This is a genomic window from Pseudomonas oryziphila, assembly GCF_003940825.1.
GTDB classification, from domain to species: Bacteria; Pseudomonadota; Gammaproteobacteria; order Pseudomonadales; family Pseudomonadaceae; genus Aquipseudomonas; species Aquipseudomonas sichuanensis.
On record NZ_CP034338.1, the window covers coordinates 1845149 to 1864423 of the forward strand.

Genomic DNA, 19275 nt, shown 5'->3' on the forward strand with positions numbered 1-19275 from the left:
GGGCCGCTTCAGAACTTCTTGGCGACGCTGGCCACCAGCGTCGCCGAGCAGACATCGTCGAAGCCATAGCTGCTGGCGCACTCGGTCTGCGACAGGTCGGTGTCGACATAGGCCAGGCTCCAGTCGACCCCGGCAAAGGCGCGGGTCAGCTTCACTTCCCATTCGCGGTAGCTGTCGGCCGTGCGCTCGCTGGCCGAGACGAACATCGGGTCCTTGAAGTCCATGCGCCCGTAGCGCAGCTGCAAGCCTAGCTCCAGGGGCAGTTGAGCTTCGTAGCCGACATAGGTGTAGAGGGTGTCCTGGTCCTCGCCGAACAGGTTGCCGGCGTCGTCGGAATAATTGGCGGCCAGCTTGAAGCCGTAGGCCGTCAGGGCGGCGTAGTACTCGCTCTGGTTGTACAGGCTCGACTTGGGGTAGGTGTACCTCAGGTAGCCCAGGTCCAGGCTCACCTCTTCGCTGGCCTGCCAGTACCAGCCGGCGTAGTAGTCCACCTCCTGGCGTGTCTTGGAACCGAAACCGAAGTCGACGTTGGAGGTCCAGGCGCCGAGGTACAGGCCGCTGGCGTGCTGCAAGGTGGCGCCGAACTGGGCGGCGGGGTCGTTCTGGGTCTGCGAGATGCCGCGGTTGCGGTAGTCGCTGTGCAGGGCGAGGTCGAACTCCAGGCTGAAGTCGTCGTTCAGTGGCACGGCCTGGCAGGCGAGGGGGGCCAGGGTGAGGGCGAGCAGGGTGATGCGGCGCATGGCGATACCTGTTGTTGTGATTGTCGGTAGATGCGGGGCACGGCTGGGCCAGGCCCCCGCCGTGCGACGGGAGCCGGGCAGGGGGCGACGGGGTCAGAGCTCGGCTTTGTACACTTCGCGGCCGCCGAACCAGGTCTGCAGCACGCGGGTGTCGGCCAGGTCCTGATCGGCGACGCTGAGTACGTCGCGGTCGAGGATGATGAAGTCGGCCTGTTTGCCGGGGGTCAGCGAGCCGATCTGCCGCTCCAGGCCGATGGCCTTGGCGGCGTTGAGGGTGTAGGCCTGCAACAGAGTCTGGCGGTCGATACGCTCGGCGGCGTTGAGCACGCCCTTGGGGCCTTCGCGGGTGATGGCCTGGTGGATCGCCAGCCACGGGTTGGGCGAGGACACCGACCAGTCGCTGGCGCCGGCGATGGTGGCACCATGGCTGAGCAGCGAATGGGCCGGGTACTGGTAGGGGTAGATCGCGCTGCTGACATAGGGTTTGACCATGTCCACGGTGTACTCGTCGGCCGAGGCCCACAGCAGCTGCATCGAGGCGATCACGTCCAGCGGCTTGAGGCGGGCGAACTCGGCGGGGTTGACCAGTTGCAGGTGGGTCAGCGAATGGGTGACGCCGCTGTGGCGGTCCTTGCGCGCCTGCTCGATGCCGTTGAGCGACTCGCGCACCGCGCGGTCGCCGATGGCGTGGATGTGCACCAGCCAGCCACGGGCGTCGGCGGCGCTGACCAGCTCGCCGAAGTGCGCCGGGTCGATCAGCAGCTCGCCGTTGCCGTGGGTGTTGCTATAGGGCTCGAGCATGGCTGCGCTCTGCGCCGGGTACTCGACCACGCCGTCGGCGAAGATCTTGATCCCCGGCAGGGTGAGGTTGGGGATGCCCTGGAACTGCTGGCGCACCTTGTCCAGGGTATCGAGGTCGGCCGGGGTGCTTTTCGGGTTGGCCACCAGCAGGGCGGCGACGTGGGCATTCAGCCCGCCCTGGGCGGCCAGCGCCTTGTAGGCCGGCAGCACGCCGACCGATTTCTCCGTGGGTTTGAGGCTGAACAGCGATTCACCTGGGGCTGCGTTGACGGCCGGGTCCATCCAGGCGGTGATGCCGAAGCTGTTGTTGTACTTCACCGCGGCGTCGGCGGCGTGCAGCAGCGCCTCGGCGCTGTGCGCGGGCATGGCGGCGGCGATGCGGTCCCAGCCGGCGTCCACGGCGAAACCGTTGGGGCTGCCGTCCTTGCGCTTGCCCAAGGTACCGCGTTCGGCCGCCGGCAGGCTGGCCAGCAGGCGGGCGTCTACACCTGCGCGGTCGAGCATGGCCTGGTTGGCCCAGGCGGTGTGGTGGTCGCTGCCGATGAACACCACCGGCACGTTCTGCCACTCGCCATGGTTGAAGGTGCGGCCCAGTTCCTCGGCTTTGGCCCAGTAGGTCGAGCTCACCCCGACCACCACCAGCACGTCGCCCAGGCGCGCCCGGCCATCGTCGCGCCAGCCGCGCAGGCGTTGTTGCAAGTCTTGGGTGCTGACCCCTTCTTCGCTGTCGAGGTTGGCCGCCGACAGTTCCAGGCCGCCGAAGATGGCGTGGTTGTGGCTGTCGATCATGCCGGGCAGCAGGCGCTTGCCGGCCAGGTCGACCACCCGGGTCGAGGCGTCGGCCAGGGCCTTGATCTCGCTGTCGCTGCCCACCTTGAGCACCTTGCCGTCCGCCACGGCCATGGCCTGGGCCGATGGCTGGGCGGGGTCGGCGGTGTACAGCTTGCCATTGAGCAACACCAGGTCGGCCGCGGCCATGGCGTCCAACGAGGCAAAAGCCAGCGCCGCCGCCAGCAGGGTGGGTTTGAAAGCTTTCATCGACGAACCTCTTGTTTTTTTGGGCTTGCCGGCGAGACTAGCCACTGGCCCGGGCCGGCAGAACGCCCGAAACGCGAAAAACGCTTTTGCCTGCCAGGAAAAACCATGGACAAGTTCGCCGCTGTCAGCATGTTCGTCGCCACCGCCGAGCACGGCAGTTTCAGCCGCGCCGCAGAGCAGTTGGGCAAGACTCCGTCGGCGTTGACCAAGGCCGTCAGCCACCTGGAGGCGGAGCTGGGGGTGCGCCTGTTCGAGCGCAGCACCCGGCGCACGGTGCTCACCGAAGCGGGCCGGGTGTACCTGGAGACCGCGCGCCAGGTATTGATGCGCCTGCACGAGGTGGGTGAGGTGGTGGGGCAGATCCAGCACGGCCTGCACGGCATCCTGCGCCTGACCGCGCCATTGGCCTATGGCCGGGCGTTTCTCGATGAGGTGTGCGCGGGTTTCCTGCGCGAGTACCCGCAGATCCGCCTGCGCGTAGACCTGTGCGACGCCTTCGTCGACCTGGTCGAAAGCGGCTACGACCTGGCCCTGCGCGAGGGCCGGGGCGACTTGCCGGGGTTGATCGGCAAGGCCGTCGGGCGCAACTGCCTGACTCTGTGCGCCAGCCCCGCGTACCTGGCGCGCAACCCGCTGCCGGTCACCCCGCAGACCCTCGACCGGCACGACTGGCTGTTGTACCGGCATGCCGCCTTGAGCCGGACCTACTGGTGGGTGGAAAAGGACGGCGAACGGCTCAGCCTGCTGCAGCCTGCCAACGCACGACTGGAAAGCGACAACTATGACCTGCTGCTGGCCAGCGCGCTGGCCGGGGGCGGCTTGTTCCACGTGCCCATGTGGAGCGGTGCGCCGTATCTGGCCGATGGGCGGCTGGTGCAGGTGATGGCGGATTACGCGATCGACCCGGACGCCTTCGGCCCGCAGATCCTGGCCGTGTACCCCAGCCACCGTCGGGCTACGGGCAAGGTGCTGGCGTTCATCGACTATCTGGCCGGGTATCTGGACGCGCGCGGCTTGGGCTGAATGCTCGGCATTCGATGGCGGCGCGAGCCCCAGCAGGTAGAATGGCGCTTTTGCCCGACCCATGACCGATATGAGCCCAGCCATCGCCACCCTCGAGCAGCACCTGCTCGCCGCCCTCGATCCCGCCCCGACTGAGACCCGCCGTCTGTTCCATGGCCGTGGCCGTTGCTGGCCGGGGCTGGAGCAGATCACCGTCGACTGGCTCGACGGTGTGCTGTCGGTCGCACTGTTCCGTGAACCACCCGAGGGCCAGTTGGCTGAGCTCGAAGCGATGCTGCGCAGCCTGGCCGAACGCCCGCAGTGGACCGGCCAGGCCATGCTGTTGCAGCACCGCTACCTGCCCGACAGCCCAGGCCAGTGGCTGCTCGGTGAACCCTGCCAGCAGCGCGAAGTCACCGAGGATGGCCTGAAGTACCTGCTCGACCTGGGCGTGCGCCAGAACAACGGCCTGTTCCTCGACATGCGCTACGGCCGGCGCTGGGTGCGCGAGCAGGCGGCGGGCAAGCGGGTGCTCAACCTGTTCGCCTATACCTGCGGCTTTTCGGTGGCGGCGATTGCCGGGGGCGCCGAACAGGTGGTCAACCTGGACATGGCCAAGTCGGCGTTGTCCCGTGGGCGTGACAACCACCGGCTCAACGGCCACGACGCGTCGCGCGTCGCCTACCTGGGGCATGAGTTGTTCAAGTCGTGGGGCAAGGTGCGCAAGTACGGGCCGTACGATCTGATCATCATCGACCCGCCGACCTTCCAGCGCGGCAGCTTCGTGCTGACCCAGGACTACGGGAAGATCCTGCGGCGCTTGCCGGAGCTGTTGACTGCGGGCGGGACGGTGCTGGCGTGTGTCAACGACCCGGGGATCGAGTCGCAGTTTCTGATTGACGGCATGGCTGAACATGCGCCGGGGCTGGCGTTTGTCGAGCGGCTGGATAACCCACCGGAGTTTCCCGATGCGGACGCGGAGGGTGGGTTGAAGGCCCTGGTATTCCGCCAGGTGTGATGTTGCCTTTGCCGGCCTCTTCGCGGGTAAACCCGCTCCCACAGGGACCCTACAGTATTCAGACCTGTAGCGATTCCTGTGGGAGCGGGTTTACCCGCGAAGGGGCCGGACTTGTCTGAATCAATTACTACTTGTTGGTATAGATCTGGTCGAACACGCCACCGTCGTTGAAGTGGGTCTTCTGCACGGTGCGCCAGTCACCGAAGGTCTTCTCCACCGACAGGAAGTCCACTTTCGGGAAGCGGTCGGTGTACTTGGCCAGTACCGTGGCGTCACGCGGGCGCAGGTAGTTGTTGGCGGCGATTTCCTGGGCTTCAGGCGACCACAGGTACTTCAGGTATTCCTCGGCCACGGCCTGGGTGCCTTTCTTGGCCACCACCTTGTCGACCACGCTCACCGGCGGCTCGGCTTCTGCCGACACGCTTGGGTAGACCACTTCGAACTGGTCGCGGCCGAACTCGCGGGCGATCATTTCGGCTTCGTTCTCGAAGGTCACCAGCACGTCGCCGATCTGGTTGGTCATGAAGGTGGTGGTGGCGGCGCGGCCGCCGGTATCGAGCACCGGTGCCTGCTTGAACAGCTTGCCGACGAAGTCGCGAGCCTTGCCTTCGTCGCCGCCTTGCTTGAGCACATAGCCCCAGGCCGAGAGGTAGGTGTAGCGGCCGTTACCCGAGGTCTTGGGGTTGGGCACGATCACCTGTACGCCGTCCTTGAGCAGGTCGGGCCAGTCTTTCAGCGCTTTCGGGTTGCCCTTGCGCACGATGAACACGGTGGCCGAGGTGAACGGCGCGCTGTTGTTCGGCAGGCGGGTCACCCAGTTGTCCGGCACCAGCTTGCCGTTGTCGGCCAGGGCATTGATGTCGGTGGCCATGTTCATGGTGATGACATCGGCCGGCAGGCCGTCGATCACTGCGCGGGCCTGTTTGCTCGAGCCGCCGAAGGACATCTGCAGGTTGACCTTCTCGTTGTGTTCTTTCTCCCAGTGTTTCTGGAACGCCGGGTTGTAGTCCTTGTAGAAGTCGCGCATCACGTCGTACGAGACGTTGAGCAGGGTCGGGGCGGCCTGGGCGAGGTTGCCCAGGGCCAGGCCCGCGGCCAGCAGCGAGGCGCTGAAGAGTTTTTTCACTGGGGGCATTCCTTGTTCTGGTTCAAAGGGTTGGCGATATGCCAGCGACTATAGCGGGTGGCTTTGCGTGGGTTAAAGAACAAAAAGGACTTTGGTTATGTCGTTGTCAGTACTGGCCTCTTCGCGGGTAAACCCGCTCCCACAAGGAGGTCACAATACTTCCGGGTTGCGCAGTACCTGTGGGAGCGGGTTTACCCGCGAAGAGGCCAGCACAGGCGACCTCAATGCTTGGGAAACAACGCATTGCCGCAGCGCGAACAGAACGCCGCGCCATGTTCATGGTGGTGCTTGGCGCAGGTCGGGCAGTCGTGCTGCAACTGCTCCCCACGCAGCGCATTGGCCAGCTCGGCGGTAAAGATGCCGGTAGGCACGGCAATGATCGAGTAACCGATGATCATCACCAGCGACGACAGTACCTGCCCCAGCGGCGTTTTCGGCACGATGTCGCCGAAGCCCACGGTGGTCAGGGTGACGATGGCCCAGTAGATGCCCTTGGGGATGCTGGTGAAACCATGCTCGGGCCCTTCGATCACGTACATCAGGGTGCCGAACACCGTCACCAGGGTCGACACGCTGACCAGGAACACGATGATCTTCTGCTTGCTGCCCTGCAGCGCCGCCAGCAGGTAGTGGGCCTGCTTGAGGTAGGGGCTGAGCTTGAGCACGCGGAAGATCCGCAGCATGCGGATGACGCGAATGATCAGCAGGTACTGGGCATCGCTGTAGTACAGGGCGAGGATCCCCGGCACGATCGCCAGCAGGTCCACCAGCCCATAGAAGCTGAAGGCGTAGCGCAGCGGTTTGGGCGAGCAGTACAGGCGGGTGATGTATTCGGCGAGGAAGATCGCCGTGAAACCCCACTCGATGGCGGCCAGCAGGCCGGCATAGCCTTGGTGCACATCGTCGATGCTGTCGAGGATCACCGTCACCAGGCTGGCGAGGATGATCAGCAGCAGGGCCTTGTCGAAGCGTCTTCCAGCTGCGGTATCGGTCTGGAAGACGATGACGTAGAGCCGCTCGCGCAGGCTTGCAGGGTTATCCATGGGCGCGTTCCATTGTGCAAATGGGCAGAGCCTAGGGGCTGGCTATCAGCTGTGCAAGCGGGGCGCGTTGCGGCGTTGATTGAGCTGCACCAGGTGGCTGCCCAGGTGCATCAGCCAGCAGGCGACCACGAACGGCGCGGTCAGCCCGGCGATCGGCAGCAGGTTGAACAGCGGTTGCAGCAACAGCGCCAGGGCGATGGCCAGTAACGTCACCCAGGGCCGCTCACCCTGGCGGCTGAAGGCCAGTGCAGCCAATGCCGCGTTGAAACCGTACAGCCCTAGCCAGGCCCCTTGCGCCTCACCGGCCAGCAGCGCAACACCACCACCGATGGCCGCACCGATCACCGCCCAGGTGGCGGCATAGGGGTTGGCAAAGTACATCCCGATGACGATCAGCAACCCGGCCATCGGCCTGTCGAGCAGGAAGATCTGCCCGATGCCGCGCAGCATGGCATACAGCGGGTCGGCCTCGACGTAGCTGTTGGTGGTGGGTTCGGCCAGCAGCAGCGCGGCCCAGCCGAGCAGCACGAAGGGCGCGGTGTAGGCCACCAGCAACTTGCCGCCGCGTTTGCGCCACTGATGGGTGAGGATGCTCGACAGCCCACCGGCGGCGATGATCAGCGGCGGCAGGATGGCCGACCAGGGCAGCACGGCGCTGATCAGGATGCCGATCAGTACGCCGTTATAGCAGTACAGCCCGGCCTGGCGGTCGGCGCGGTCATAGCCGCGACGTTGGGCGGTGAGCAGGCCGGCGAGGGCACCGAGCAGGGCGCCGCCGACCAGCGAAGGGGCGGTCAGCAGGATGGCCAGCAGGCAGCACAGGCCGCACAGGGGGTTGCGCAGCAACAGCACCTGGCTGAAGCCGTTGAGCAGCGCCGTGGCCCAGTCGGGGCACGGGTTGACGAAATTTTTGGTGTACATGGGCAGTCGGTAAGGTGAGTGGTCAGCGGTGGGCCTCTTTGGGCCTCGGTTTTCCGCAAGGTTGTTGTCGCGGTGCAAGGGGAGGGCTTTGCCCTCCATTCGCTGGCAAGCCAGCTCCCACAGGGATCGCGCATGTGGGAGCCGGCTTGCCGGCGAAAGGGGCGCAAAGCGCCCCCGGCGATCTCAGACCAAGGTCTCGATCCGCAGCGTATTAGTCGAACCTGGCTTGCCGAAAGGCACACCGGCGGTGATCAGCAGCGTGTCGCCGCGGCTGGCCATGCCTTGTGCCTGGGCGATCTCCAGCGCGGTGGAGACCACCTCGTCGACCTGGCGCAGGCGGTCGTTGACCACCGAGTGCACACCCCAGGCCACGCTCAGGCGCCGTGCGGTGTTGAGGTTCGGCGTCAGGTTGAGGATCGGCGCCCGTGGCCGCTCGCGGGCGGCGCGCAGGGTGGAGTTGCCCGACTCGCTGTAGTTGACCAGCACCGCCACTGGCAGGATGCCGCTGATGCGGCGGATCGCGCAGCTGATGGCGTCCGATACCGTGGCCTCGGCCTTGGGCCGGCCGACGTCGAGCTGGGCCTGGTAGTCCGGGCCGTTCTCCACCTGGCGGATGATCTTGCTCATCATCTGCACCGCTTCCAGCGGGTAGTCACCCGAGGCGGTCTCGGCCGACAGCATCACCGCGTCCGCACCTTCGGCCACGGCGTTGGCCACGTCGGTGACTTCGGCGCGGGTCGGGGCAGGGGAGAAACGCATGGATTCGAGCATCTGCGTGGCCACCACCACCGGTTTGCCCAGCTGGCGACAGGTGCCGATGATGGCTTTCTGGATCTGCGGCACGCTCTCGGCCGGGACTTCCACGCCCAGGTCGCCACGGGCGACCATGATCGCGTCGGACAGCTCGGCGATGGCTTGCAGTTGCTCGACCGCCGAGGGCTTCTCGATCTTGGCCATCAGGTAGGCGCGGTCGCCGATCAGCTGGCGCGCCTCGACGATGTCTTCCGGGCGCTGCACGAACGACAGGGCCACCCAGTCCACGCCCAGCTCCAGGCCGAAGGTGAGGTCGCGGCGGTCTTTGTCGGTGAGCGGGGACAGGTCGAGCACCGCTTGCGGCACGTTGACGCCCTTGCGGTCGGACAGCTCGCCGCCGGCCAGCACTTCGGTGTCGATGGCATCGCTGTGCTTGGCGGTCACCCGCAGGCGCAGCTTGCCGTCATCGAGCAGCAGGTCCATGCCAGGCTCCAGCGCGGCGATGATCTCCGGGTGCGGCAGGTTCACCCGGCGGCTGTCGCCCGGGGTCTTGTCCAGGTCCAGGCGCAGGGCCTGGCCACGCTGCAGTTGCACCTTGCCGTCGGCGAAGCGGCCAACGCGCAGTTTCGGGCCTTGCAGGTCCATGAGGATGCCCAGCGGGTAGTTGAGCTGCTGCTCGACTTCGCGGATCCACTGATAGCGCAGGGCGTGATCGGCGTGTTCGCCGTGGCTGAAGTTGAGGCGGAAGATGTTCACCCCGGCTTCGACCAGCTGGCGGATGTCATCGATGCCTTTGATCGCAGGCCCGAGGGTGGCGAGGATTTTTACTTTTTTATCAGGCGTCATGATTGCGGAGTCTCGAGGATCAGGATGGCGCGGAAGTCGTTGACGTTGGTGCGGGTCGGCTCGGTGACGATCAGCGCATCCAGGGCGGCGAAGTAGCCGTAGCCGTTGTTGTTGTCCAGCTCATCGCTGGCCGACAGGCCCAGGGCCTCGGCGCGGGCGTAGCTGTCCGGGGTCATGTAGGCGCCGGCGTTCTCTTCCGAGCCGTCGATGCCGTCGGTGTCACCGGCCAGGGCGTACACGCCCGGCAGGCCCTTGAGGCTTTCGGTGAGGCTGAGCAGGAACTCGGCGTTGCGCCCGCCGCGGCCGTTGCCGCGCACGGTGACGGTGGTCTCGCCGCCGGAGAGGATCACGCAGGGCGCCTTCAGCGGCTGGCCATGCAGGACGACCTGCCGCGCGATGCCGGCGTGGACTTTGGCCACTTCCCGCGACTCGCCTTCCAGGTCGCCGAGGATCAGCGGGCTGAAGCCGGCCTGGCGGGCCTTCACGGCGGCGGCCTCGAGCGACTGCTGGGGTTTGGCGATCAGCTGGAAGTGGCTGCGCGCCAGCGCCGGGTCGTCGGCCTTGACGGTTTCGGAGGCCGGGTTGTTGAGCCAGTCGATGACGGCTTTGGGGGCCTCGATGTTGTAGCGCTTGATGATCGCCAGGGCATCGGCCGAGGTGCTCGGGTCGGCCACGGTAGGGCCGGAGGCGATGACCGTGGCCAGGTCGCCCGGTACATCGGAAATCGCATAGGTGTAGACGGTGGCTGGCCAGCAGGCTTTGGCCAGGCGGCCGCCTTTGATCGCCGAGAGGTGCTTGCGCACGCAGTTCATCTCGCCGATGGTGGCGCCGGATTTCAGCAGCGCCTTGTTGATCTGCTGCTTGTCGGCCAGGGTCAGGCCTTCGGCGGGCAGGGCCAGCAGGGCCGAGCCGCCGCCGGAGAGCAGGAAGATGACGCGGTCGTCTTCGGTGAGGTTGCTGACCAGCTCGAGCACGCGCTTGGCCACGGCCAGGCCGGCGGCGTCGGGGACCGGGTGGGCGGCTTCGACCACTTCGATCTTCTGGCAGTTGGCGCCGTGGCCGTAGCGGGTGACGACCAGGCCTGAGACTTCGCCCTGCCAGCTTTTTTCGACCACTTCGGCCATGGCGGCGGCGGCTTTGCCTGCACCGATGACGATGACCCGGCCGCTGCGGTCGGCGGGCAGGTAGGGTTCGAGGACCTGACGGGGGTGGGCGGCGGCGATGGCTGTGTCGAACAGTTCGCGCAGGAGGTTTTGTGGATCGACCGACATGGCAGGCTCCCAGATTATTGTTGTTCTGCAGAATCAAAAACGCCCCTGGAACTGCCTCCGTGCAGGCCGAACCAGGGGCGGTCCCCACAGCTGCAAGCTTCAAGCTACAAGCTGCAAGTAAAAGCAGATCTGCTTTTGCTTGCCGCTTGAAGCTTGCAGCTTGAAGCTTATTTCTCGTCGCGGATCGAGAAGTTGGCCATGTGCTCCAGGCCTTTGATCAGCGCCGAGTGGTCCCAGTTGCCGCCGCCCAGGGCCTGGCAGGTGTTGAACACTTGCTGGGCATTGGACGTGTTGGGCAGGTTGATGCCCAGCTCCTTGGCGCCTTGCAGGGCCAGGTTCAGGTCCTTCTGGTGCAGGTTGATGCGGAAGCCTGGGTCGAAGGTGCCTTTGATCATGCGCTCGGCATGCACTTCGAGGATCTTCGAGGAGGCGAAGCCGCCCATCAGGGCCTCACGCACCTTGGCTGGATCCGCGCCGTTCTTGGCGGCGAACAGCAGCGCTTCGGCAACGGCCTGGATGTTCAGGGCGACGATGATCTGGTTGGCGACCTTGGCGGTCTGGCCGTCACCGTTGCCGCCGACGCGGGTGATGTTCTTACCCATGGCTTCGAACAGCGGCAGGGCGCGTTCGAAGGCTTTCGGGCAGCCGCCGACCATGATGCTCAGGGTGGCGGCCTTGGCGCCGACCTCACCGCCGGACACCGGGGCGTCCAGGTAGGCGGCGCCGGTGGCCTTGATCTTCTCGGCGAAGGCTTTGGTGGCGGTAGGCGAGATCGAGCTCATGTCGATCACGACCTTGTTCGGGCCCACGCCTTCGGCAACGCCGTTTTCACCGAACAGGACGCTCTCGACCTGCGGGGTGTCGGGCACCATGACGATGATGAATTCAGCTTCCTGGGCCACTTCCTTGGGGTTGGCCAGGGCCACGCCGCCGGCGGCGATCAGGTTGGCTGGAGCTGCGTCGTGGTGGGTCGATACGAAGATGCTGTGACCTGCTTTTTGCAGGTTCTGGGCCATGGGGTTGCCCATGATGCCGGTGCCGATGAAACCGATTTTAGCCATGAGAGATTACCTCGTTGTAATTGTTGAATCTCGATGGAGCAGGCTGAACAGGCCCCTGTGGGAGCGGGTTTACCCGCGAAGCAGGCACTGCGGTGGATGGCACCGGCTTCGCCGGTGTTCGCGGGTGAACCCGCTCCCACAGTGTCCTGTTTTCAACAGGGGCCTGCGCTCAGCCGTTAGATAGCGTTGTGCGTCTTCAGCCAACCCAGACCCGCCTCGGTGGTGGTCTTGGGCTTGTACTCCGCGCCCACCCAGCCCTGGTAACCGATGCGGTCCAGGTGCTCGAACAGGAAGCGGTAGTTGATCTCGCCGGTGCCGGGCTCGTGGCGGCCCGGGTTGTCGGCCAGCTGCACGTGGTTGATCAGCGCCAGGTTGGCTTCCAGGGTGCGGGCCAGGTCACCTTCCATGATCTGCATGTGGTAGATGTCGTACTGCAGGAACAGGTTGTCGCTGCCCACTTCGGCCTGGATTTCCAGGGCCTGCTGGGTGGTGTTCAGGTAGAAACCGGGGATGTCGCGGGTGTTGATCATTTCCATGACCAGGCGGATCCCGGCGGCCTTGAGCTTGTCGGCGGCGTACTTGAGGTTGTCGACGAAGGTCTTGCGTACGTCGGCGCACTGCAGGCCTTGCGGACGGATGCCGGCCAGGGCGTTGACCTGGGTGTTGCCCAGCACCTTGGCGTACTCGATGGCCTTGTCGACGCCGGCGCGGAACTCTTCGACGCGGTCCGGGTGGCAGGTGATGCCGCGCTCACCCTTGGCCCAGTCACCGGCCGGCAGGTTGAACAGCACCTGGGTCAGGCCGTGGGCGTCGAGCTGCTGCTTGATCTCGGCGGCGCTGAAATCGTACGGGAAGAGGTATTCGACACCGCTGAAGCCAGCATCGGCGGCGGCCTTGAAGCGGGCCAGGAAGTCCTGTTCGGTGAACAGCATGGACAGGTTGGCAGCGAAGCGAGGCATGGTTGTCTCCTTGCAATGAGGGCCCCCGGCACGCCGGTGCGCGGGGGCGTCAGGCAATCAGTCGAGCATCGAGATGGCGGTTGGCGCGTCGTTGCCGACCAGGGCGAGGTCTTCGAACTCGTTGACCGCGTTGATCTCGGTGCCCATGGAAATGTTGGTGACACGCTCGAGGATCACTTCGACCACGACCGGTACGCGGAACTCTTCGGCCATCTTCTGCGCCTTGAGCAGGGCAGGGGCGATCTCGGCCGGTTCGAACACGCGGATGGCCTTGCAGCCCAGGCCTTCGACCACGGCGACGTGGTCGACACCGTAGGTGGCGGCGTCGGTGGAGTTGATGTTCTCGAACGCCAGTTGTACACAGTAATCCATGTCGAAGCCACGCTGCGCCTGGCGGATCAGGCCGAGGTAGGCGTTGTTCACCAGCACGTGGACGTACGGCAGGTTGAACTGCGCGCCCACTGCCAGCTCTTCGATCATGAACTGGAAGTCGTAGTCACCGGACAGCGCGACAACCTTGCGTTTCGGGTCGGCCTTGACCACGCCCAGGGCAGCAGGGATGGTCCAGCCCAGCGGGCCGGCCTGGCCGCAGTTGATCCAGTGGCGTGGCTTGTACACGTGCAGGAACTGCGCGCCGGCGATCTGCGACAGGCCGATGGTGCTGACGTAGGTGGTGTCCTTGCCGAACACTTCGTTCATTTCCTGGTACACGCGCTGTGGCTTGACCGGAACGTTGTCGAAGTTGGTCTTGCGCTGCAGGGTCGCCTTGCGCTGCTGGCAATCTTCCAGCCAGGCCTTGCGGCACTTCAGCTTGCCGGCGGCTTTCCACTCGCGGGCCACTTCGAGGAACACGTCCAGCGCCTTGCCGGCATCGGAGACGATACCCAGGTCCGGGGTGAACACGCGGCCGATCTGGGTCGGCTCGATGTCCACGTGCACGAACTTGCGGCCTTCGGTGTAGACGTCGACGGAGCCGGTGTGGCGGTTGGCCCAGCGGTTGCCGATACCGAACACCAGGTCGGATTTGAGCATGGTCGCGTTGCCGTAGCGGTGCGAGGTCTGCAGGCCGACCATGCCGACCATCAGTGCGTGGTCGTCAGGGATGGTGCCCCAGCCCATCAGGGTCGGGACTACCGGTACGCCGGTCAGTTCGGCGAACTCGACCAGCTTGTCGCTGGCGTCTGCGTTGATGATGCCGCCACCGGCTACCAGCAGTGGGCGCTCGGCGTCATTGAGCAGGGCCAGGGCTTTTTCGGCCTGTACGCGGGTGGCGGACGGCTTGTTGATCGCGAGTGGCTCGTAGGCGTCGATGTCGAATTCGATCTCGGCCATCTGCACGTCGAACGGCAGGTCGATCAGCACAGGGCCTGGGCGGCCGGTGCGCATTTCATAGAAGGCCTTCTGGAACGCGTAAGGCACCTGGCCCGGCTCCAGCACGGTGGTCGCCCACTTGGTCACCGGCTTGACGATGCTGGTGATGTCGACGGCCTGGAAGTCTTCCTTGTGCAGGCGGGCACGCGGAGCCTGGCCGGTGATGCAGAGGATCGGGATGGAGTCGGCCGACGCACTGTACAGGCCGGTGACCATGTCGGTGCCGGCAGGGCCGGAGGTGCCGATGCATACGCCGATGTTGCCCGGGTTGGCGCGGGTGTAGCCCTCGGCCATGTGCGAGGCACCTTCGACGTGGCGAGCGAGGACGTGATCGATGCCACCGACTTTTTTCAGGGCCGAGTAAAGCGGGTTGATCGCGGCGCCAGGAATGCCGAACGCGGTATCTACACCTTCACGGCGCATGACCAGAACGGCTGCATCGATTGCTCTCATTTTGCTCATGGTTTGTGCCTCATCGATTTTGTAATTGTATACAACTTGCTTTGCGACAGAGTGTATTCACGCTTCGACCCAAAGGTCAATCCATTTTCGTCGGCAGGCTTTGATTGGCGCTTGGGCCCGTGAAAAGCGGCATTTCGTCGCAGTCGGTACGATTGCTTCAAATTATTGTATACAAAACATATCTCTGTTGTGTTCTATTCTCTCATCGGTTTTCAACTGCCCTCAGGGCTTCTCACAACAAGAAGAGGACCTTTTCATGAACGCATTGACCCTTAAAGTCGCCGTCGGCGTGGTAAACGCCGCGCTGGCCGCAGGCCGCAAGATCAACGCAGCGCCACTGACCGTGGCGGTGCTGGATGCCGGCGGACACCTGCTGGCGCTGCAACGGGAGGATGGCGCCAGCCTGCTGCGACCGGAGGTGGCCATCGGCAAGGCCTGGGGGGCAGTGGCCCTGGGCAAGGGCTCGCGCCTGCTGGCGCTGGATTCGCAGCAGCGGCCGGCGTTTTATGCCGCGTTGAATGGCTTGGGTGAGCGGCCGGTGGTGCCGGTGCCGGGGGGTGTGCTGATTCGCGATCAGGACGGCAAGGTGCTGGGTGCGGTAGGGATCAGCGGGGATACGTCGGATATCGACGAGCAGTGTGCGATCAGTGCGATCGAAGAGCTGGGGCTGACGGCGGATGCCGGGGTGGCTGCCTGATTCTTTATTGACGCTACCGGCCCTTTCGCGGGTAAACCCGCTCCCACAGGTTCACCACAATGTTGAAGGTTGTGGTGACCCCGTGGGAGCGGGTTTACCCGCGAAGGGGCAATCGCCGTGGTTCAGGCTGCCTCTGGCTCGCAGCCCTTCAGCACCAGGCGAATGATGGTTTCTGCCGCCGCATCGTAGTCACTATCGGCCAATTTGGCCTTCCCCGTCACCACGGCAATCTGCCAGTCGAAATCCGCGTAGGTCTGTGTCGCTGCCCAGATGCTGAACATCAGGTGGTGCGGGTCGACGTTGGCGATCTGCCCGCGGTCGATCCAGCGCTGGATGCACTCGATGTTATGCCGGGCCTGCTCGTTGAGCTGCTCGACCTGGCGCGGCGACAGGTGCGGCGCGCCGTGCATGATCTCGCTGGCGAACACTTTCGAGGCGTGGGGCAGGTCGCGGGAGATGAGGATCTTCGAGCGGATATAGGCGCTCAGCACTTCCTTGGGGTCGCCGTCGGCGCTGAACGGCGTCGAAGCCTGCATGATCGGCGCGATGATGCTTTCGAGCACCTCGCGGTAGAGGTTTTCCTTCGACTTGAAGTAGTAGTACACGTTCGGCTTGGGCAGGCCGGCCTTGGCCGCGATATCGCTGGTCTTGGTGGCGGCGAAGCCCTTGTCGGCGAATTCTTCACTGGCCGCGCGCAGGATCAGTTCCTTGTTGCGCTCGCGAATGGTGCTCATTGTCGGGGGTCTTCCTCGTGTATGGCCCCCTCCGTGAGGGGTCCGGCATGGTAGCACCCGCCTCGACGGGGGCTCAAGGCAGCGACTTTCGGCTAGAATCCGCAGCACTCAAACCACGGGATACAAGCAAACATGGCAGGAAGCAGTCTACTGGTACTGATCGACGACATCGCTACGGTACTCGACGATGTGTCGCTGATGACCAAGGTCGCGGCGAAAAAGACCGCCGGCGTGCTCGGTGACGACCTGGCGCTCAATGCCCAGCAGGTTTCCGGCGTGCGCGCCGAGCGCGAGATCCCGGTGGTGTGGGCGGTGGCCAAGGGCTCGATGGTCAACAAGGCGATCCTGGTGCCGGCGGCGCTGTTGATCAGCGCGTTCATCCCCTGGGCGGTGACGCCGCTGCTGATGGTCGGTGGCGCCTACCTGTGCTTCGAGGGTTTCGAGAAGCTGGCGCACAATTTCCTGCACAGCAAGGAAGAGGACGAGGCGCAGCACGAGGCGCGCAAAGAAGCCGTAGCCGATGCCAATGTCGACCTGGTGGCCTTCGAGAAGGACAAGATCAAGGGCGCGGTGCGGACCGACTTCATCCTCTCCGCCGAGATCATCGCCATCACCTTGGGTACCGTCGCCGATGCGCCGCTGACCCAGCAGATCATCGTGCTGTCGGGCATCGCCATTGTCATGACCGTGGGTGTGTATGGCCTGGTCGGCGGCATCGTCAAGCTCGATGACCTCGGGCTGTGGATGAGCAAGAAGGCCTCGAGCGTCACCCGTGCCGTCGGCAACGGCATCCTGCGCGCGGCGCCATACCTGATGAAGAGCCTGTCGGTGATTGGCACTGCGGCCATGTTCCTGGTTGGTGGCGGCATCCTGGTGCACGGCATTGCACCGCTGCATCACGCCATCGAGGCCTTCGCCGAAGGCCGGGGCGGGGCGCTGACCGGTGCCTTGCTCAACGGCGTGGCCGGCGTGGTCGCCGGGGCCGTGGTGCTGGCGCTGGTCAGCGCTGTATCGAAGCTATGGCGCGCGGTCAGGGGCTGACCGTGACGCTCTTCTCCTGTGGGCGCCAGCTCAGCAGGTTCTGGCTGAAGCCGTAGGCCGCACTCTGGTAGTAGGCAATGGCCCGGCGGATCAGCGGGTTGTCCACGCCCACCTTGGTTTCATGGCTGTTGCCCAGGGCATCCTGGTGAATCCGCAGGCCACCGCGTGGGCTGAGGATCGCCAGGTCCTTGCCGTCGTACAGGCCCAGGTGCTGGTAGTTGCCGATCAGCACCCGGGGTGGCAAGTCGTCGCCCTTGAGCAGGTCGCGGCCGAAGAAGGTCGAGGTGTAGCTGAGGTTGAGCAGGCCGAGCAGGGTCGGCGCCAGGTCGATCTGGCTGGCCAGGGTCGGGTTCTCGGCCGGTTCGATCATCTTCGGTGCATAGATCCACAGCGGAATCTGGTAGTTGGCGACCGGCAGGTCCTCTTTGCCGGCGCTGCCGGCTGTGTGGTCGGCGACGAAGATGAACAGGGTATTGTCGAACCAGGGCTTTTTGCGGGCCTGTTGCAGGAACTGGTCGATGGCGTAGTCGGTGTACTTCACCGCACCTTCGCGACCGTCACCGGAGGGGATGTCGATACGCCCCTCGGGGTAGGTGTATGGGCGGTGGTTGGACGTGGTCATCAGCTGCAGGAAGAACGGCTTTTGCGTGGCGTGGTCGGCATCGGCCAGCTTGATCGCCTGGCGATAGAGGTCTTCGTCGGCCATGCCCCAGGCATTCTTGAAGCTGATTTCGCTTTCATCGACGCTGCTCTGGTCGACGATGCGATAGCCGTTGCCGCTGAAGAACGCGTTCATGTTGTCGAAGTAGCCGCGCCCGCCATAGACGTAGACCGCGTCGTAACCCACGGCCGCCAACTGCTGGCCGAGGCTGGCGTAGCCGCTTTCGCGGCCGATGCGCTTGACGATCGAGCGCCCGGGGGTGGGCGGAATCGACAGGGTGATGGCCTCCAGGCCACGGTCGGTGCGGGTGCCGGTGGCGTAGAAATTGTTGAAATACAGGCTCTGCTTGCGCAGCACGTCGAGGTTGGGCGTGAGGTTGCGCGGGTCGCCGTTGCTGCCCATGTACTTGGCGCTGAAGCTTTCGATGGTCACCAGAATGATGTTGGGCGTGCGCTGCGGGCCGCTGGCGCTGATGTGGCGGCGGATGTCCTGGGGCTCGCGCAGGTCGAAGCGGGCATTGGCGGCGGCCAGTTCATGGTGCATCTGCGCACCGACATCATCGGCGCCAAGGGTGGCGTAGAACTGGGTGTAGTCCAGCTCGTTGTTGCGGAAGGCGGCGAAGAACTGGTACGGGCCGTTGCTGGACAGCTCGCGCTGGTAGGCGTTGCCATCCGGGTTGCGCGGGAACTGCTGGTCGATGATCAATACCGAGGCGCCGCACAGCACCGCCAGCACGGCAACGCCGGCCAGGCGCTGGCGCGCGTTGCGGACAGTGCGCGGAGCAGTGGCTTGCGCAGCAGCAGGCAGAGCACCACGGCAGCCACCGCAAGGCTGCCGAGCAGCGTTGGCAGGGGTAGGACTCGCGGATGTTGTCCAGCACTTCCTTGGAATACACCAGGTAGTCGACGGCGATGAAGTTGAAGCGCACGCCGAACTCGTCCCAGAACAGCCATTCGGCCACGGCGACGAACAGCATCACGAACAGGCTGATGGTCAGCACGCCCTGCATCAGCCAGCGGTGCGCCCGGGTGCGCCACAGCGACGCTGGGCACAGGGCCAGGTAAAGCCCCAGCGGCAGCGCGGCATAGATGAGGAAGCTGAGGTTGTACAGCGCGCCGGTGATAAACACCGCGAAGTAGTTACCGCTGAACTCGTCTGCGTGGGCCAGCAACAAGACCAGTCGGGTCAGCAGAAAAACGCCGAACCAGGTAGAGCACAAAAGAATGAGGAAGCGCCAGGGGCGGCGAGAGGTGCACGCATGAGTTCTGCCTATGTCCTTATTGGGTGCAGGAAAGCGTGCAGAGTACCGGAGTGTTTGCAAAAGTTTTGTCAAAGTTTCGCTGTATGCTGAGTGAATTTTCACCTTTATAGTTCAGGCCTTTCTTTATTAATAAAGGCGAGGGCTGAACATGTTTGGCAATGTGTTGACCTATGATGCCTATCACTTGGCGCTATACCTGCTCACTGCGCTGGCCTGGAGCGTTCTGGGCCTGTGGTTGCTGATGAGTGGCGTGGGCGTCGCGGCGTTGCTCAGGTGTTGCGCCATGTTTGGCGTGGCGCTGCTGATCAATGGATTCATGCTGATGCTGGATATTTGGCGGGTGCTCGATCATGCCCAGGTTGAGGCTGGTTTATTGGCGGTAGGTGTGGTTTTGCCAATAATGTTGATGTTGATTTACAAGACAAGTTTTTCAAAAGTAAGAAAAGGCTGAGTTATATGTAGGTTTATT

At 64.5% G+C, this 19275-nt stretch carries 16 protein-coding genes and 1 pseudogene; 5 read left to right on the forward strand and 12 right to left on the reverse strand.

Annotation, left to right across the window (positions count from 1 at the left end):
* Window positions 1–8: 8 nt before the first annotated feature.
* Together EJA05_RS08765 and EJA05_RS08770 are read right to left on the reverse strand one after the other, a co-directional pair.
* On the reverse strand, window positions 9–740 hold the full coding sequence (locus EJA05_RS08765; protein WP_125857965.1) for a TorF family putative porin: 732 nt from the start codon (window positions 738–740) through the stop codon (window positions 9–11).
* 93 nt (window positions 741–833) lie between these two features.
* Window positions 834–2579 (reverse strand): amidohydrolase, encoded by a 1746-nt coding sequence (locus tag EJA05_RS08770; protein ID WP_125857966.1) that lies wholly within the window; start codon window positions 2577–2579, stop codon window positions 834–836.
* A 105-nt stretch (window positions 2580–2684) separates the two neighbouring features.
* On the opposite strand from EJA05_RS08770, the gene EJA05_RS08775 reads away from it, so the two are divergent.
* On the forward strand, window positions 2685–3602 hold the full coding sequence (locus EJA05_RS08775; RefSeq protein ID WP_125463320.1) for a LysR family transcriptional regulator: 918 nt from the start codon (window positions 2685–2687) through the stop codon (window positions 3600–3602).
* A gap of 70 nt (window positions 3603–3672) precedes the next feature.
* Window positions 3673–4599 (forward strand): class I SAM-dependent methyltransferase, encoded by a 927-nt coding sequence (locus EJA05_RS08780; RefSeq protein ID WP_125861268.1) that lies wholly within the window; start codon window positions 3673–3675, stop codon window positions 4597–4599.
* Window positions 4600–4726: 127 nt separating this feature from the next.
* On the opposite strand, the gene EJA05_RS08785 is transcribed toward EJA05_RS08780, so the two are convergent.
* The 8 genes from EJA05_RS08785 to gcl all read right to left on the reverse strand — a co-directional run bounded on the left by EJA05_RS08785 (window position 4727) and on the right by gcl (window position 14412).
* Window positions 4727–5725 (reverse strand): sulfate ABC transporter substrate-binding protein, encoded by a 999-nt coding sequence (locus EJA05_RS08785; RefSeq protein ID WP_125857967.1) that lies wholly within the window; start codon window positions 5723–5725, stop codon window positions 4727–4729.
* Window positions 5726–5946: 221 nt separating this feature from the next.
* Window positions 5947–6768 carry an ion transporter gene (locus EJA05_RS08790; RefSeq protein WP_125857968.1) on the reverse strand — a complete coding sequence of 274 codons (822 nt, stop codon included), beginning with the start codon at window positions 6766–6768 and terminating at the stop codon, window positions 5947–5949.
* A gap of 45 nt (window positions 6769–6813) precedes the next feature.
* Window positions 6814–7689: an urea transporter gene (locus EJA05_RS08795; RefSeq protein ID WP_125857969.1), complete on the reverse strand. Its 876-nt coding sequence runs from the start codon at window positions 7687–7689 to the stop codon at window positions 6814–6816.
* Between the two features lie 183 nt (window positions 7690–7872).
* Window positions 7873–9288, reverse strand: coding sequence for a pyruvate kinase (gene pyk / locus EJA05_RS08800; RefSeq protein WP_125857970.1), 1416 nt, complete (start codon window positions 9286–9288; stop codon window positions 7873–7875).
* Window positions 9285–10559 carry a glycerate kinase type-2 family protein gene (locus EJA05_RS08805; protein WP_125463323.1) on the reverse strand — a complete coding sequence of 425 codons (1275 nt, stop codon included), beginning with the start codon at window positions 10557–10559 and terminating at the stop codon, window positions 9285–9287. Before EJA05_RS08805 ends, pyk begins: the two co-directional genes overlap by 4 nt.
* A gap of 167 nt (window positions 10560–10726) precedes the next feature.
* A complete protein-coding gene (locus tag EJA05_RS08810) occupies window positions 10727–11620 on the reverse strand; it encodes a 2-hydroxy-3-oxopropionate reductase (protein WP_125463324.1) in 894 nt (297 codons plus the stop codon).
* A gap of 176 nt (window positions 11621–11796) precedes the next feature.
* A complete protein-coding gene (hyi, locus tag EJA05_RS08815; protein WP_125857971.1) occupies window positions 11797–12579 on the reverse strand; it encodes a hydroxypyruvate isomerase in 783 nt (260 codons plus the stop codon).
* 57 nt (window positions 12580–12636) lie between these two features.
* Window positions 12637–14412 carry a glyoxylate carboligase gene (gcl, locus tag EJA05_RS08820; protein ID WP_125463326.1) on the reverse strand — a complete coding sequence of 592 codons (1776 nt, stop codon included), beginning with the start codon at window positions 14410–14412 and terminating at the stop codon, window positions 12637–12639.
* A gap of 256 nt (window positions 14413–14668) precedes the next feature.
* On the opposite strand from gcl, the gene EJA05_RS08825 reads away from it, so the two are divergent.
* Window positions 14669–15109, forward strand: coding sequence for a GlcG/HbpS family heme-binding protein (locus EJA05_RS08825; RefSeq protein ID WP_125463327.1), 441 nt, complete (start codon window positions 14669–14671; stop codon window positions 15107–15109).
* Between the two features lie 122 nt (window positions 15110–15231).
* On the opposite strand, the gene EJA05_RS08830 is transcribed toward EJA05_RS08825, so the two are convergent.
* The gene (locus EJA05_RS08830) at window positions 15232–15843 is read right to left on the reverse strand and encodes a TetR/AcrR family transcriptional regulator (RefSeq protein WP_125463328.1); all 612 of its coding nucleotides are present in this window, start codon (window positions 15841–15843) and stop codon (window positions 15232–15234) included.
* 132 nt (window positions 15844–15975) lie between these two features.
* Here EJA05_RS08830 and EJA05_RS08835 point away from each other — a divergent pair, with 132 nt between their 5' ends.
* Complete coding sequence (locus tag EJA05_RS08835) at window positions 15976–16884, forward strand: DUF808 domain-containing protein (RefSeq protein WP_125857972.1); 909 nt, start codon at window positions 15976–15978, stop codon at window positions 16882–16884.
* On the opposite strand, the pseudogene EJA05_RS08840 reads toward EJA05_RS08835, so the two are convergent.
* Window positions 16874–18770, reverse strand: a pseudogene (locus EJA05_RS08840) (LTA synthase family protein). The gene EJA05_RS08835 and the pseudogene EJA05_RS08840 sit on opposite strands and share 11 nt — an antisense overlap.
* A gap of 184 nt (window positions 18771–18954) precedes the next feature.
* Between EJA05_RS08840 and EJA05_RS08845 the strand changes: the two are divergent.
* Window positions 18955–19257 carry a hypothetical protein gene (locus EJA05_RS08845; protein ID WP_125463331.1) on the forward strand — a complete coding sequence of 101 codons (303 nt, stop codon included), beginning with the start codon at window positions 18955–18957 and terminating at the stop codon, window positions 19255–19257.
* Window positions 19258–19275 lie beyond the last annotated feature (18 nt).

Coding starts and splice junctions, on each gene's coding strand:
- EJA05_RS08805 (WP_125463323.1), bottom strand. CDS start 10,559: ATGTCGGTCGATCCACAAAACCTCCTGCGCGAACTGTTCGACACAGCC.
- EJA05_RS08770 (WP_125857966.1), bottom strand. CDS start 2,579: ATGAAAGCTTTCAAACCCACCCTGCTGGCGGCGGCGCTGGCTTTTGCC.
- EJA05_RS08810 (WP_125463324.1), bottom strand. CDS start 11,620: ATGGCTAAAATCGGTTTCATCGGCACCGGCATCATGGGCAACCCCATG.
- EJA05_RS08830 (WP_125463328.1), bottom strand. CDS start 15,843: ATGAGCACCATTCGCGAGCGCAACAAGGAACTGATCCTGCGCGCGGCC.
- EJA05_RS08835 (WP_125857972.1), top strand. CDS start 15,976: ATGGCAGGAAGCAGTCTACTGGTACTGATCGACGACATCGCTACGGTA.
- EJA05_RS08780 (WP_125861268.1), top strand. CDS start 3,673: ATGAGCCCAGCCATCGCCACCCTCGAGCAGCACCTGCTCGCCGCCCTC.
- EJA05_RS08765 (WP_125857965.1), bottom strand. CDS start 740: ATGCGCCGCATCACCCTGCTCGCCCTCACCCTGGCCCCCCTCGCCTGC.
- EJA05_RS08845 (WP_125463331.1), top strand. CDS start 18,955: ATGTTTGGCAATGTGTTGACCTATGATGCCTATCACTTGGCGCTATAC.
- pyk (WP_125857970.1), bottom strand. CDS start 9,288: ATGACGCCTGATAAAAAAGTAAAAATCCTCGCCACCCTCGGGCCTGCG.
- EJA05_RS08790 (WP_125857968.1), bottom strand. CDS start 6,768: ATGGATAACCCTGCAAGCCTGCGCGAGCGGCTCTACGTCATCGTCTTC.
- EJA05_RS08795 (WP_125857969.1), bottom strand. CDS start 7,689: ATGTACACCAAAAATTTCGTCAACCCGTGCCCCGACTGGGCCACGGCG.
- EJA05_RS08775 (WP_125463320.1), top strand. CDS start 2,685: ATGGACAAGTTCGCCGCTGTCAGCATGTTCGTCGCCACCGCCGAGCAC.
- gcl (WP_125463326.1), bottom strand. CDS start 14,412: ATGAGCAAAATGAGAGCAATCGATGCAGCCGTTCTGGTCATGCGCCGT.
- hyi (WP_125857971.1), bottom strand. CDS start 12,579: ATGCCTCGCTTCGCTGCCAACCTGTCCATGCTGTTCACCGAACAGGAC.
- EJA05_RS08825 (WP_125463327.1), top strand. CDS start 14,669: ATGAACGCATTGACCCTTAAAGTCGCCGTCGGCGTGGTAAACGCCGCG.